18 protein-coding genes and 2 tRNA genes are annotated in these 14,538 nt (G+C 41.6%); 19 read left to right on the top strand and 1 reads right to left on the bottom strand.

All coding sequences use genetic code 11. The features are described 5' to 3' along the window. The first annotated feature begins 9 nt into the window (after window positions 1–9). The 8 genes from KHQ31_RS06130 to KHQ31_RS06095 all read left to right on the top strand — a co-directional run bounded on the left by KHQ31_RS06130 (window position 10) and on the right by KHQ31_RS06095 (window position 5,772). Window positions 10–82: transfer RNA gene (locus KHQ31_RS06130), tRNA-Lys, on the top strand. Between the two features lie 31 nt (window positions 83–113). Then, a tRNA-Ile gene (locus KHQ31_RS06125) sits at window positions 114–187 on the top strand. Between the two features lie 69 nt (window positions 188–256). Continuing rightward, on the top strand, window positions 257–1,366 hold the full coding sequence (locus KHQ31_RS06120) for an enolase C-terminal domain-like protein (protein ID WP_213408715.1): 1,110 nt from the start codon (window positions 257–259) through the stop codon (window positions 1,364–1,366). A 71-nt stretch (window positions 1,367–1,437) separates the two neighbouring features. Beyond that, window positions 1,438–2,526 (top strand): aminopeptidase P family protein, encoded by a 1,089-nt coding sequence (locus KHQ31_RS06115; RefSeq protein ID WP_213408714.1) that lies wholly within the window; start codon window positions 1,438–1,440, stop codon window positions 2,524–2,526. Window position 2,527: 1 nt separating this feature from the next. Further along, the gene (locus tag KHQ31_RS06110) at window positions 2,528–2,983 is read left to right on the top strand and encodes a phosphoesterase (protein WP_213408713.1); all 456 of its coding nucleotides are present in this window, start codon (window positions 2,528–2,530) and stop codon (window positions 2,981–2,983) included. Window positions 2,984–3,005: 22 nt separating this feature from the next. Continuing rightward, complete coding sequence (locus KHQ31_RS06105; protein ID WP_213408712.1) at window positions 3,006–4,379, top strand: bifunctional metallophosphatase/5'-nucleotidase; 1,374 nt, start codon at window positions 3,006–3,008, stop codon at window positions 4,377–4,379. Window positions 4,380–4,384: 5 nt separating this feature from the next. Beyond that, window positions 4,385–5,002 (top strand): YutD family protein, encoded by a 618-nt coding sequence (locus tag KHQ31_RS06100; RefSeq protein WP_213408711.1) that lies wholly within the window; start codon window positions 4,385–4,387, stop codon window positions 5,000–5,002. A 2-nt stretch (window positions 5,003–5,004) separates the two neighbouring features. After that, the gene (locus tag KHQ31_RS06095) at window positions 5,005–5,772 is read left to right on the top strand and encodes a TIGR01457 family HAD-type hydrolase (RefSeq protein ID WP_213408710.1); all 768 of its coding nucleotides are present in this window, start codon (window positions 5,005–5,007) and stop codon (window positions 5,770–5,772) included. A 97-nt stretch (window positions 5,773–5,869) separates the two neighbouring features. Here KHQ31_RS06095 and KHQ31_RS06090 read toward each other — a convergent pair whose 3' ends face one another. Next, complete coding sequence (locus KHQ31_RS06090; protein WP_213408709.1) at window positions 5,870–6,202, bottom strand: heavy metal-binding domain-containing protein; 333 nt, start codon at window positions 6,200–6,202, stop codon at window positions 5,870–5,872. A gap of 184 nt (window positions 6,203–6,386) precedes the next feature. Here KHQ31_RS06090 and KHQ31_RS06085 point away from each other — a divergent pair, with 184 nt between their 5' ends. The 11 genes from KHQ31_RS06085 (at window position 6,387) to KHQ31_RS06035 (ending at window position 14,429) form a co-directional block, all read left to right on the top strand. Further along, window positions 6,387–6,653: a hypothetical protein gene (locus KHQ31_RS06085; RefSeq protein ID WP_213408708.1), complete on the top strand. Its 267-nt coding sequence runs from the start codon at window positions 6,387–6,389 to the stop codon at window positions 6,651–6,653. A gap of 23 nt (window positions 6,654–6,676) precedes the next feature. Continuing rightward, window positions 6,677–6,946: a hypothetical protein gene (locus KHQ31_RS06080; protein WP_213408707.1), complete on the top strand. Its 270-nt coding sequence runs from the start codon at window positions 6,677–6,679 to the stop codon at window positions 6,944–6,946. 117 nt (window positions 6,947–7,063) lie between these two features. Further along, complete coding sequence (locus KHQ31_RS06075; protein ID WP_213408706.1) at window positions 7,064–7,942, top strand: phosphate ABC transporter substrate-binding protein PstS family protein; 879 nt, start codon at window positions 7,064–7,066, stop codon at window positions 7,940–7,942. A gap of 2 nt (window positions 7,943–7,944) precedes the next feature. Then, window positions 7,945–8,862 (top strand): phosphate ABC transporter permease subunit PstC, encoded by a 918-nt coding sequence (pstC, locus tag KHQ31_RS06070; protein ID WP_213409724.1) that lies wholly within the window; start codon window positions 7,945–7,947, stop codon window positions 8,860–8,862. Window positions 8,863–8,867: 5 nt separating this feature from the next. Next, window positions 8,868–9,758 carry a phosphate ABC transporter permease PstA gene (pstA, locus tag KHQ31_RS06065; protein ID WP_213409723.1) on the top strand — a complete coding sequence of 297 codons (891 nt, stop codon included), beginning with the start codon at window positions 8,868–8,870 and terminating at the stop codon, window positions 9,756–9,758. Between the two features lie 14 nt (window positions 9,759–9,772). Continuing rightward, a complete protein-coding gene (gene pstB / locus KHQ31_RS06060) occupies window positions 9,773–10,600 on the top strand; it encodes a phosphate ABC transporter ATP-binding protein PstB (protein WP_213408705.1) in 828 nt (275 codons plus the stop codon). A gap of 10 nt (window positions 10,601–10,610) precedes the next feature. Further along, the gene (gene pstB, locus KHQ31_RS06055; protein ID WP_213408704.1) at window positions 10,611–11,369 is read left to right on the top strand and encodes a phosphate ABC transporter ATP-binding protein PstB; all 759 of its coding nucleotides are present in this window, start codon (window positions 10,611–10,613) and stop codon (window positions 11,367–11,369) included. A 52-nt stretch (window positions 11,370–11,421) separates the two neighbouring features. Then, window positions 11,422–12,096 carry a phosphate signaling complex protein PhoU gene (gene phoU, locus KHQ31_RS06050; protein WP_213408703.1) on the top strand — a complete coding sequence of 225 codons (675 nt, stop codon included), beginning with the start codon at window positions 11,422–11,424 and terminating at the stop codon, window positions 12,094–12,096. Between the two features lie 61 nt (window positions 12,097–12,157). Continuing rightward, window positions 12,158–12,970, top strand: a complete 813-nt coding sequence (locus tag KHQ31_RS06045; RefSeq protein WP_213408702.1) for a RecX family transcriptional regulator — start codon at window positions 12,158–12,160, stop codon at window positions 12,968–12,970. An 87-nt stretch (window positions 12,971–13,057) separates the two neighbouring features. Next, on the top strand, window positions 13,058–13,609 hold the full coding sequence (gene ntdP, locus KHQ31_RS06040; protein WP_213408701.1) for a nucleoside tri-diphosphate phosphatase: 552 nt from the start codon (window positions 13,058–13,060) through the stop codon (window positions 13,607–13,609). A gap of 106 nt (window positions 13,610–13,715) precedes the next feature. After that, window positions 13,716–14,429 carry a hypothetical protein gene (locus KHQ31_RS06035; RefSeq protein ID WP_213408700.1) on the top strand — a complete coding sequence of 238 codons (714 nt, stop codon included), beginning with the start codon at window positions 13,716–13,718 and terminating at the stop codon, window positions 14,427–14,429. Window positions 14,430–14,538: the final 109 nt, after the last annotated feature.

Raw genomic sequence — 14,538 nt, 5'->3', positions numbered from 1 at the left:
AAATACACTGTCTCCTTAGCTCAGTTGGTAGAGCAGAGGACTTTTAATCCTTGGGTCCAGGGTTCGAGCCCCTGAGGGGACATTTAATCAATCGATTAAACAGTATTTATGGGGTTCCTTTAGCTCAGTTGGTTAGAGCAAACGGCTCATAACCGTTCGGTCCAGGGTTCGAGTCCCTGAAGGAACATTCTGACTAACCACCATATGCCGACTAATCGGTGTATGGTGGTTTTTTATTACCATTGGGAGGGTAGACATGCAGATTACTAAAATTGAATATCGTCAATTAGCCCTAACAATGAAGAATGGCTTTAAGACAGCGAATGACACAACCGCTACACGCCCCTTAATTTTGATTGCTGTGACATTGGATGACGAATACATTGGGTATGGTGAAGTTCAAGCATTTGATAACCATGCATATGCGACACAAGATCAAACCGATGCGTTAGCTTGGTTAACAGATACAATGCCTAGTTTGAAAAATTGGCAGGGTGAAGATATCAATTCGTTATTGGCGAAGTTACCAATTGATGGTCAATTTGCTCGTGCTGGATTAGAAATGGCTGTTTGGGATGCAGTGGGTAAGCAACAAAATAAATCGTTAGCGGATATGTTAGGTGAGCATACAAGCAGTACGCCAGTGGGGATTGCATTAGGCCTTGATGAACGAAGTGAAATTGATGATGCTATCCAGGCTGGTTATGAACGCATTAAGTTGAAACAGCAGCAAGCAAATCTAGATGAATTAGCGTTGCTTGTGACCAAATACCCAAACCAACTATTTTCATTAGACTACAATGCAAGTTTGCCAGATACCGAATTAACGCATCGTTATCTACAAGGTGTTCGCGACTTAGGGATTAATCTGATTGAAGAACCTTTCGCTGAACCTACACTAGACAGTTATCATCGGTTGGCAAATGAACTAGCACCGTTAAAGGTTAGTCTTGATGAGCAGTTAGATACCGTTGCTGATGTTGAAATGTGGTTAACACAAACAGACATACCCGCCTATACCTTGAAGCAGGGGAAATTAGGCGGAATTCAACATACACTACAAACAATGACTTTGATTGTTCAAGCGAATAAGCTAGCCTGGATTGGTGGGATGTTGGCTTCTGGCTTAGGACGTGCCGTCGATGCAGCATTAGCTAGTCAGTTACCGACACCGCAATATCCAGCTGATATTTCACAACAGACGCGTTACTTTACACGCGATATTGTGCAACAAGATTTAATCTTTGAAGGTGGTAAGGTATTGGTGCCAACTGGGCCGGGGATTGGTATTGAACTTGATTGGCCAGCAATTGAAGCCCAACAAATTGGACCGAAATATACGTATAACTTGTTACAAAAGCCATAAAGATAGGTGCCTCGTTTAACATCGAGGTGCTTTTTGCTATATAATAGAAAAAAACGACCGGAGGATTTAGCATGATGACACGTACAGAAAACGTTCGCCGAATGTTTGAACCACTAAACGTAGATGGTTTGATTATTACAGACGGAACAAACATGAACTACTTAACAGGATTTACAGGTGGGACTGGTGATGGACTTGTTTTGGTAGGACCTGACAACATCGCGTTGATTACTGATGATCGTTACGAAGATGAATACCGCGCTGCTTTGGCAGAAAAGGGTATTGAAATGTTGGTAACACGTAATTACTGGGGTGTAGCGATGGCTGCGGCTAAGCGCTTCAAGATTAAGAACTTGGGATTCGAAGATAGCATCGCTTTCCGTGACTTTGATTACTTGGATGAAAACTTTGATGGTGTTGATATTGCACCTGTACCAAGCTTGTTGGAAATGATCCGTGAAGTGAAGGATCAAGAAGAAATCGCCAAGATTCGTCGTTCAGCGGATGTGGCTGTAAAGTCATTTAACCAATTGTTGCCTGAACTACATGTTGGGATGACAGAACGACAAGTAGCTAACCGTTTGGATGCCATCATGAAGGAAAATGGTGCCGACAAGACATCATTCGATACAATCGTTGCGTCAGGTTACCGTGGTGCTTTGCCACATGGTATTTACTCAGACAAGGTGATTGAAGCAGGTGATATGGTCACAATTGACTTTGGGTACTTCGTTGATGGTTACACATCAGACATTACACGTACACTAGCCTTTGGTGAACCAACGGACGAAATGAAGAAGGTTTACGGAATCGTATTAGAAGCACAACGTGCAGCCATCGAAGCTACAAAGGCTGGTGTTGGCCTGGCAACATTGGATGCTGTTGATCGTGACATCATTAAGGCTGCTGGTTACGGTGAAGCTTACGGTCACTCAACTGGACACGGAATTGGCCTTGATGTCCACGAAGGACCAGTTATCTCAGCCCGTGCCGATGAAGCTGATACTGTTCGTGCCAACATGGTGCTAACAATTGAACCTGGTATCTACTTGACTGATCAAGGTGGGGTTCGTATCGAAGATGAAATCTTGGTTACTGAAGATGGCTACGAAAACCTAACTGCTGGTATTTCAACAGATTTGATTGTGATTGAGAAGTAAGATGGCATTAGCGTATTTTGAGTTTTATCATGGGAATTTAAAGAATGGTTTTGATTTCGTATATGGTAAGCAATTGAATGCTTCTGAAGCTTTTGTGGTCGCAGTTAATAAAGAACTAAAGGCACCACGTTTTGATATTTCAGATGCTGAGATTAACTTCATGCCACGCAATGAAGACACATTACGAAAGAATCCATTATTACGTCGTTATGCACATTTGGGGCAAGATGTCTCACTTCAATGGAAGAATATTGAACGTCATATGCATGAGTTGACTGCACAATGGGTCCCTGAAATGCAAAAACTGCAAATTGGGGAAACTGATGAATGGGGTCTACGTTTCTTTGACGATGAGATTGAAGCTTGGCAACAATACATGGGTGCCAATGCGGAGCCAGACAACTTAGCTGAGTTTGAAAATTGGCTACAAAGTTTAGGCCATGGGCACGTGATTTAAATGAGTTAGTGAGGTGATGTAAATGGGAGACAAAGTTCAGTTATTACACACGAATGATATGCATTCACACTTGGAACGTTGGCCACGGATTCGCCGTTTTCTCAAGGCAAGCCGTAGCAATGCGAATCGTGCAGGGATGACGTCATATACCTTTGACATTGGGGATGCACTTGATCGTGAACATCCGTTAACCGATGCCACAATGGGACGTGCGAATGTGCAATTGTTAAACCAAGGTGATTACACAGCGGTGACAATTGGTAATAATGAAGACTTGGGGATGACTCATGACGCTTTGAACCATCTATATGACCAAGCAAACTTTCCCGTTATCATCACGAATGTGCTTGATATGGCAACAGAACAAGTACCAGTATGGGCACAAGCTAGTAAAACATTGGTTACGCGTGGCGGAAAAAAGATTGCTGTCCTAGCAATGACCGCGCCATTTATTCGTACGCTACCATTGCTCGGGTGGGCACCGCTAGATGTCATGGATACTTTAGCAACTTGGATTCCGAAGTTAAAAGAGAATCATGATGCTATTGTGCTACTATCACATTTAGGGCTACCGACTGATCGAGACATTGCGACTAAGTTTGAAGATATCAATGTTATTTTAGGTGCGCACACGCACCACTTGTTGCCAGAAGGTGAATATGTAGGTAAGACATTGCTTGCAGCAGCAGGACGCCATGGCGACCACGTTGGTGAAGTCACCCTAGAATTCGAAGATGATCGTGTAACTGCCGAAGCGACGGTTTATCCAGTTGCTGAGATGCCACGTCTGTTTGAAGATGAGGGTGAAATTAATGGCTACCGTATTTCTGGTGACGAACGTTTAAAGCGTGAAGTCATCACTGAGATGCCGACTGTATATTCAAATGGGCTAACGGGAAATCATCGTGTTATCGACTTAGGATTAGAAGCCTTAGAAGCAGCAACGGATACTGATATTGCGATGTTATCAACCGGCTTGTTCCTAACAGACTTACCAGTTGGAACGATAACTAAAAAGACTTTGCACGACATGTTGCCCCATGCGATTCATCCGATGCGGACTGAATTACTAGGAAGCGACTTAATTCGTTTACTTAAAGAGATTAAAAAGAACCAACCGTTTTTGCGTATGCATCGACAAAAGGGGATGGGATTCCGTGGACAAGAATTTGGAACGATTGTCTTCAGTGGCATCACAGAAGATAATGGAACTTATTATGTGCATGATGAGCCGATTGAACTGACACATACCTACCATTTAGGGAGCTTGGATCATTTTTTGTTTATTCCGTATTTCCCAACATTGGAAATCGCCGGGGATAATACGTTAATGTACGATCAAGTGTTACGTGAGACTTTTGGCAACTATTTAAAAAATAAGACAGAAAAAGAGTAATTAACATGAACCGTGAAAGAATGAAAGAGTTGGCGGAAGCACAATTTGCTGAACGTCAAGCAGCGACACAAATTGTCCATGCGCCTGATGATTTTGATAAACTACAAATTAATGAACGTAGCTACAAGTTAGTTGTCAACTATCGCGAAGCGTATGACGATGCTAAGTTAGCTGCTCGTTTCAGTGAGTTTTTGGAAAAGTATAACTTTATTGTGGGAGACATTGCGGCAGACCAATTACGTTTGCGTGGCTTCTACAATAAAGGGATTACAGGCATTCCGCGTAACCAACAAATTACGGCTTTGGAAGATTACTTGTATGAAGAAGTGAACTTTGGGGCACCATACTTTGTGCTAGAAAACTTAGAACCACATGATGTGCCTGAAGAAGTCGATGCTGGTGAAGGAACTAAGCGTCGCCATCGTTCACGTCGTCGTCCTGGCTTTGGAAATAAAAGCAAGGATAAGGGTGCTGCGATCAAAGAAACGCAACGTCCGGTGCAAAATAAGAAACCAACGGGTGGTAAGAACACTGAAGTTAAGGTGAAGGGTGCACGTAAGAAGCGTCATTTTGAAGTCCGTGATCGTAAGACGGATAAGCCTAATGTCACGAAAGGAAAGTAAACATGTCAAAGTATGCTGCATATTTTATTGATCTTGATGGAACTATCTATGCGGGGATGGAATCATTTCCCGCAGCACAAACATTTGTCGCTAATTTAAAAGCATCTGACAGTGACCATTTGTTTGTTACAAATAACTCTACAAAAACACCTGAAGAAGTGGCTGCTTTTCTAACAGAGCAACACAACATTCCGACAAGTCCTGAGGAAGTTTACACAAGTGCGATGGCCACAGCTGATTATGTGGCTAGTCGTGGTTTTGAACGTGTCCTAATGATTGGTGAACACGGATTGAAGATTGCTTTAGAAAACAAAGGTTTAACGATTGTGACCGAAGGACCAGCTGATGCTGTTGTGGTTGGGCTAGACCGCGACATTAATTACGCGAAGTTGGCTGAAGCAACATTGGCAATTCAAGCTGGGGCGGCGTTTATTGCCACAAATGGTGATACCAACTTACCAAATGAACGTGGTTTGTTGCCGGGTGCCGGAACAATTGTAGCCGCTGTTAAGACAGCGACTCAAACAGAGCCAACCATTGTTGGAAAGCCGGAAACAATTATTATGCAAGAAGCGCTTAAGCGCACTGGTTTAACTGCGGATCAAGTTGTGATGGTGGGAGATAACTACCAAACTGATATCTTAGCGGGGATTAACTCAGGGATGGATACATTGCTTGTCTATAGTGGTGTTTCAACACCAGAACAAGTCGCGCAAAAAGATGTTCAACCAACGCATGTTGTGAATGCATTAGATGAATGGACTTTCTAAACGCATAATTTTTTGCAAGAGAATACTTAAAAAGCCGACCTATTTCTAAACAGAATAGGTCGGCTTTTTGTATGTTTTTATTTTAAATCACAAGTGATTAGTTAACGGGTTCAATCGTTACAGCAGTTCCATACGCTGTAACTGAATCTCCAATAGAACCAGAATTACTATCGAAACGGAACATGACAATGGCGTTTGCCCCTAATTCGAGGGCTGATTGACGCATACGTTCGATCGCTTCATCACGAGCGCTGTCTTGTAGCTTAGTGTAACCCTTAATTTCACCACCAATGGTAGATGACTTAAAGGCTTGTCCGATGCTAGAGAAGATATTACGTGAGCGGGTTGTTTGTCCAAAGACTTCACCATGGGTTTGAACGATGTTGAAGTTAGCAACTTCAGCAGTCGTCACAACTAAAATTTCTTGCATAAAAAGACTCCTTTTTTCTTGACGATAAGCGTTTTAAGTAAAGAAAGTATATCAATTAGGTCAAAAAACAACCTTAAATTTTTCATAATTAAACCCTTGATCGGGTGATTGAGTGGCCATAAAGTGGTCTTAAATATAGTATACTAGTTAGTAACATTGCCATTTAGAAATTGAGGAATATGTTTTGAAGCTATTAACAAAATTTGCTTTTGCAGTAAAACCGTATATTCAAACGGTTTGGTTTTTGATTATCTTTGGTGCTGTTATTTTGGCGCAGTTCTTTTTTAGAACACCATTAACAACCTTCTTATCAATGGCAATGGTGCTATTGTTGGTGGTTGTTAATTTACTAACGGTTAAGCTAACGAAGCAACAACGCACATTCTATTACATTATCCTAGGTTTGTACTTAGTGATCATTGTCTTAGAACTAGCAGCTTGGTTAGGGTAATCTACAGGATTTGAGGGAGAGAAATGTCTGGTATAAAGAAGATAGCAACGGCACTTGTGCCGATTGTTAATTCAATTTGGTACAACGTTGCACTGATTGTCGTGATGTTGGCACAACTGATGATTCGCAATCAACTATTAATTGTCATTGCGATGTTAATGATTTTTGTATTCTTTGGTGTCTTGCTGTTAACGCAAAACCTAACAAAGCGACAACGTATTCTGTATTCAATTATTATTGGACTGAATGCAGTGACAGTCTTGTTGCTTGGGATTGCCACAGCATTTAGCTAAGCTGAGTCATTAATATTTAGCTTTTGTAATGGAAATCTTTACACAACTGTGATGACGATTTTACATATATCTTAGATAATTATTATTGTAGTAAAAATTGATAGGAGACGTTCAATTATGAAACGTAGTTGGTTGATCATTATTGCCATTCTTGTGACCATTGGAGGACTATTGACGTGGGGCTATGCAACACGCGATGAAAATGGTGGCGAGAACATTACTGCGGTTGGTTCAACCGCGCTACAACCGCTTGTGGAAGCTGCTGGGGAAGATTTCGCCAACAAGCACTTGGGAACGTTTGTTAACGTCCAAGGTGGTGGAACTGGAACAGGACTAGCACAAGTACAATCAGGGGCCGTTGATTTAGGGAATTCTGACGTGTTTGCGGAAGAAAAGAACGGAATCGATGCCAGTCAACTAGTTGACCACAAGGTCGCAGTTGTCGGAATCGCACCTATGCTGAACAAAGAGAATAAAATTGATAACCTAACACAACAACAATTGATCGATATCTTTACAGGTAAGATCAAGAACTGGAGTGAAGTTGGCGGTGCTGACTTGCCAGTTGTTGTTGTAAACCGTGTCGCTGGTTCTGGAACGCGTTTGACGTTTGAGAAGTGGGGATTGAAGGAAGGCGAATCTATGGATGCGCAAGAACAAGATTCATCAGGGATGACACGTCAAATCGTATCAACAACACCTGGTGCAATCTCATACGCAGCCTTTGCTTACTTAGATGATTCAATTTCTGTACCAATGTTGAATGGCATTAAGCCATCTGACGATACTGTAAAAGCTGGTAAGTGGCCAATTTGGGCATACGAACACGTTTACACAAAGGGACAACCACGTCCGGTTGTTCAAAAATTCATTGATCATATGAATTCAAAAGAAATTCAACAAACACTTGTACCACAACTAGGATACATTTCAATTCACGATATGAAGGTTGAACGTGATCTTGAAGGAAATGTACGCGCAGTTAAAGGAGAATAATGATGGACGAAATTCGTGAGTCCTTGTTAAAGGAATCTAAAGCTAGTCGTCGTGATAAGTTTGGACGCATCGTATCATTGTCAGCATTGTTGTTGATTGTGGCCGTTGTTGTGTCAATCTTTTACTTCGTTGCTTCTAAGGGATTAGCAACTTTCTTTTCTAACAACATTAACATTTGGGATTTCCTAACTGGAACTAAGTGGGCCCCAGGACAAAAGGACGCTAATGGCGTACCATTTGTTGGTGCTGCACCAATGATCGTTGGATCATTCTTGGTAACACTACTGGCTGCTTTGATTGCAACACCATTTGCAATTGGGACTGCTTTGTTCATGACAGAAATCTCACCAAAGAAGGGTGCCAAGATTTTGGGACCTGTTACTGAATTGCTAGTTGGTATTCCATCTGTTGTTTATGGATTTATTGGACTATCAGTTTTGGTACCATTCATGCGTAACACTTTCGGTGGATCTGGATTTGGAATCTTGTCTGGGGCAATGGTTCTGTTTGTTATGATTTTGCCAACCATCACATCAATGACTGTTGATACATTAAAGGCTGTGCCACGTCACTACCGTGAATCAGCCTTGGCGCTTGGTGCAACTCGTTGGCAAATGATTTACAAGGTTATCTTGCGCGGTGCAACACCAGGTATCTTGACAGCCATGGTCTTTGGAATGGCGCGTGCCTTCGGTGAAGCTTTGGCCGTACAAATGGTGGTTGGTAACGCGGCTTTGATGCCACACAACCTAACATCACCAGCTGCTACTTTGACATCAGTTTTGACACAAGGTATCGGTAACACAGTTATGGGATCACTAGAAAACAACGCTTTGTGGAGTTTGGCATTGATCCTATTGTTGATGTCACTATTCTTTAACTCAGTTATTCGTGCCATTGCCAAGAAGGGAGCGATGTAATCATGATGAACGCTAAACGTGCAGATAAGATTGCAACAGGTGTCCTTTATGGAATTTCTGGTTTCGTAATTGTGATTCTAGCTGCCTTGCTAGGATATATCTTAATTCAAGGATTACCACATTTGTCATGGAAGTTTTTGACATCACCATCAACTGGTTTCTCAGCCGGTGGTGGAATTGGAATCCAATTGTTTAACTCATTCTACCTACTAATTATTACCATGATGATTTCATTCCCAATTGCCTTGGGAGCTGGAATTTACTTGAATGAATATGCTAACCCTAAGAGCCGCATGACAGGTTTGATTCGTACATCAATCGAAATCTTGTCATCATTGCCATCAGTTGTTGTTGGTTTGTTTGGTTTCTTGGTATTCGTTGTTCAATTCAAGCTTGGTTTCTCAATCTTGTCAGGGGCGATTGCTTTGACATTCTTCAACTTGCCATTGTTGACACGTTCAGTTGAAGATTCATTGCGTACAGTACCTGACATTCAACGTGAAGCTGGGGCAGCCCTTGGATTGTCACGTTGGGAAACAGTTGGGCACATTATCTTGCCTGCTGCTTTGCCATCAATCGTGACAGGACTTGTTTTGTCAGCCGGACGTGTATTCGGTGAAGCCGCTGCATTGATTTACACAGCCGGACAATCAGCTCCTGCTTTGAACTTTGGAGATTGGAACCCATTCAATATCTCAAGTCCATTGAACATCATGCGTCCTGCTGAAACATTGTCAGTACACATCTGGAAGATTAATTCTGAAGGAATTATGCCAGATGCGGCTGCCGTTTCAGCCGGTGCTTCTGCAGTTCTTATCATTGCTGTCTTGATCTTTAATTTCTTAGCACGTTACCTAAGTAATTACCTATTCAAGCGTCTAACAGCAACCAAGTAAAAGAGGATTTTGACATGAGTGAAAATAACTTAGATTACTTAAATCTTGATGCGGATCAACCAACAAGCAACATTTACCGCATGGGAGAAAACCAAGAAGTCGCCCTAACAACTAATGGGTTGAAGGTTTTCTACGGCACAAAGCTTGCATTGCAAGATGCTGATTTACAATTCGAACGTTTTAAGATTACATCACTAATTGGTGGTTCAGGATCAGGAAAGTCAACTTTCTTGCGTTCATTGAACCGTATGAATGATGGTGTAGCGAACGTTGAAGGTGAAATCATGTACCGTGGCTTGGACATCAACTCTAAGGATGTTGACGTCTACGAAATGCGTCGTCACATTGGAATGGTATTCCAACGTCCAAACCCATTCGCTAAGTCAATTCGCGAAAACATTACCTTTGCTTTGAAGCAACACGGTATTCGCGATAAGGAATACTTGGATGAAATTGTTGAATCATCATTGAAGCAAGCCGCTTTGTGGGATGAAGTTAAGGATGACTTGGATAAGTCAGCTTTGGCTTTGTCTGGTGGACAAGCTCAACGTTTGGTTATTGCCCGTGCAATTGCCATGAAGCCAGACATCCTATTGTTGGATGAACCTGCATCAGCGTTGGACCCAATCTCATCAGCTAAGATTGAAGATACGTTGCTTGAATTGAAGGACAAGTACACGATTGTTATCGTGACACACAACATGCAACAAGCAGCACGTATTTCTGACTACACAGCTTTCTTCCACTTGGGAAAGGTTGTTGAATACGACGAAACACGTAAGATCTTCACACGCCCTAAGGTGCAATTGACAATTGACTACGTCAACGGAAACTTTGGATAAGGGGACTAGCATGAGCGATAAAATTTTAAAAACAGAAAATGTTCGTCTGTACTATGGTGAAAAGGAAGCCCTACACGGGATTAACCTTGATTACGATCGTTACGGAATTACTGCTTTGATCGGACCTTCAGGGTCTGGTAAGTCAACTTACTTGCGTACAATCAACCGTATGCACGACTTGACTGACTACGTGACTGTTAATGGAACATTTACTTTGGAAGGGCAAGATATCTATGCCCCAACAATGGACGTCGTTGAATTGCGTAAGAAGGTAGGAATGGTTTTCCAACAACCAAACCCATTCCCATTCTCAATTTACGATAACGTTTCATTTGGAATGCGTATTTCTGGTCAAACAGATAAGGCGATCTTGGACGAAAAGGTTGAAATGTCTTTGCGTCAAGCCGCTATCTGGGACGAAGTTAAGGACGACTTGCACAAGTCAGCCCTATCATTGTCTGGTGGACAACAACAACGTGTGTCAATTGCCCGTGCGCTAGCCACTGAACCTGACATCTTGTTGTTGGATGAACCAACAGCTGCGTTGGACCCAGTGTCATCACACAAGGTGGAAAACACATTGTTGTCACTTCGTGATGACTACACAATGATTATTGTGACACACTCAATGTCACAAGCGTCACGTATCTCAGATCGTACAGCATTCTTCATGAATGGTGATTTGATTGAAGCAGATACAACAAAGAAGATGTTTATGAACCCAGCACGTCAAGAAACACAAGATTACATTTCTGGACGTTTTGGATAAAATTTAAAATACGGCACCTTAGAAATAAGGGGAAATTTGGGAGGGATTCAATATGCGTCGCATGTTTGATGAAGAATTAGCTGATTTAGATACATCATTTAAGGAAATGGGACTTCTTGTCTCAGAAACTTTGGAACACTCTGTTCAAGCATTCCTTGATCACGATCGTGAAAATGCCCAAGAAATTATCGACCACGATAAGGCAGTTAACCAACGTGAAATTGCAATCGAAAAGAAGACATTCGAAATGATTGCTTTGTACCAACCGGTTACAACTGACTTGCGTGAAATCGTCACAATCTTGAAGGCTGTTTCAGTTCTTGAACGTATTGGTGACAACGCCCGTAACATCGCCATTTCAACAATTCACATGAAGGGTACAAAGCGTATTCCTGAAATTGAAGCCTTGATTGGTGAAGTTGGTAAGGAAGTTGCTGGTATGGTTAAGAAGGTCTTGGACTACTACGTTAACGATGATATTGCTGGTGCCGAATCAATGGCAACTGAAGCAAGCCACGTTAGTGCAGAAATGGCTGAAATCCGTAACAAGTCAATTGAAGCAATGAAGGAAGATCCTGAATTCGTTGCTGCAGCAACTGACTACATTGTTGTGGGTGGATACTTGAAGCGTACTGAAGACTACGTTACAGATATTGCTGAATGGATTATTTACAAGCGTACAGGAAAGATTGTTGAATTGAACCCTGGTACATCTTCATACTTGTAAGAAACGAAAACGTCACGAAAGTGGCGTTTTTTTGTTATAGTAAAAGATAGAGGACGACAAGATGCGAACAATTACACGCGTAACGCAACAAAAACGACCTGGCCGCTATAACATTTATTTAGATGATGATTATGGCTTTGCGGTCGACGAAAAAATTTTGATTCAATTTGATTTATTTAAGGGTACGACCTTAGATGATGAGCAGTTGGCTGAAGTAGAAGCCGCTGAATTTGAACAAAAAGCTTATCAAAAAGGGTTAATTTATGCGACTGGCCAATTACGTTCTAGTCAACAGGTGGCCGAAAAACTGCGACAAGCTGAATTCCCACCACATGTTATAGAACGTGTTTTAGAGCGTCTGACTAATGCACAGGTATTAGATGATACAGCGTTCGCAGAAGGCTATGTGGCGGGTATAATGCGCTCTGGGAAGTTGGGACCAAAAGGTGTCATCTACAAGTTAAAGCAATGGGGGATTGATCAGAATACTATTCTGGATGCTGTGGATGCATATGATGATGAAACGCAATCAGAACATCTCGTAACACAAGTGGAACGCTTGCTCGAGAAACATAGTAATCAGTCAATTTATATTGCCAAGCAAAAGACAACTCAGAAATTACTACAAGATGGGTTTGATCAACGCCTCATTAAACATGCATTAGCAGACTACTTTGAAACACATGGTGTGGACGCTGATGAAGAAGCTGAGAAACTAGATCGAGATGCCCAAAAAGTGGTTAACCGTTATCGTCAATATACTGGTTGGGAATTCACGAAACGGGTAAAACAAGCCTTGTATCGTAAAGGGTATCAATTAGATGCCATTGATCGCTGGTTACGAGCGTTTGAGCGCGAAAAAGACGAGGAATAGGCAGGCAAAGAATATACATTATGCTGGCTTTCAGGTACAATAAAAGGGAAGATTTTAAATAGGAGAAAGGCTTAGCGGGCTCTAATAATGAAAGATAGTCGACTACCACGGGAAGGCGACTTTATTACGATTAAGAGCTACAAGCATGATGGGAGCCTCCATCGTACCTGGCGTGACACAATGGTGTTAAAGACCAGTGAAAATGCGATTATTGGATTAAATGATCATACGTTGGTGATTGAAGATGACGGGCGCCGTTGGGTGACTCGTGAACCAGCCATCGTATATTTTCATCGAAAATACTGGTTTAACATTGTGGCGATGTTGCGTGAAAATGGCGTGTCATATTACTGCAACTTGGCCTCACCATTTGTTTTAGATAAAGAAGCACTTAAATATATAGATTACGACCTGGATGTCAAAGTGTTTCCAGATGGTGAACGTCGTTTATTAGATGCAGATGAATATGAGATTCATAAAGCGCGTTGGCAATATTCGGCAGACATAGATTATATTTTGAAAGAACATGTCAAAATATTGGTTGATTGGATTGAGCAAGAGCGTGGCCCATTTTCACAAGCATATGTTGATTTGTGGTACCGTCGTTACTTAGAAATTAAGCGACGAAATAATCGATAAAGTTGTAAGAAACGACCTCAGGGTCGTTTTTTTATTTAAAGATGAAAAGATGATAACGCATTCATCCTTTTGATATACTAAACGTAATAACAAGGAGGACTGCAAGATGAAGAAGATACTAACCATTGTTGGAGCACTTTTGGTGCTATTGTTAGGTGCTGGTGGCGTTTACGCAGTCATGAATAACAACACAAACAAGCAATATGATGAAGCCATTACTAAGGCTGAAAAACAAGTTAAGGAACACAAGTGGACTGATGCACAAAACGCATACAAGGACGCGGCAAAGATTAAGAAGACAGACATGACAACAGCTGCTAATGAACAATTAACAGCCATCATGAACGCTGAAACAGTGGCGGGTAATGACCAACAAGGTGCCATTGATATCTTGGATAAGTCAATGAAGCAAGAAGTGACTGTTCCTGTAATTATGGATGAAATGAATAAGATGAAGGCTGATTTGCAGAAGCAATTAGATGCTGACAAGAAGCAAGCTGACAAAGATGGTTCACGTTCAGAGTTGAAGAAGGATGATGAAACTTTGGAAGCTAAGCCTGAAGAAGAAAAAGCCACAAGTGAAAAGCCAGAAGCTAATAAGCCTGAAACAGAGGCGCCTAAGCAAGAAGGTAACACAAAGCGTGAGCAAAACATTGCAGAAGGTAATATGACTGTTGCGCAAGCGCGCGCACGTTTGGCAGAACAAGGTAAGAATATTGATTACGTTCCTGATCCTGAAGTCCAACAACTAATTCAAACTGTTAAGTCACGTAATGGCGCAAGCTCATTATCCGACGTCGCAACTGAAATGCGTTGGTAAAATATCATACTAATGAAACACCTTGGTCTTGAACCAGGGTGTTTTTTTGGGTATACTAAATTGTTAAGAAAATTAAGAAATAGTTAAATTAAAAATCATAAAAAAGGGC

Source organism: Weissella ceti (assembly GCF_018394055.1).
In the GTDB taxonomy this organism is placed as follows: Bacteria; Bacillota; Bacilli; order Lactobacillales; family Lactobacillaceae; genus Weissella; species Weissella ceti.
The sequence above is the reverse complement of the archived record's forward strand: the minus strand, read 5'-3'. Positions and strand labels throughout refer to the sequence as shown.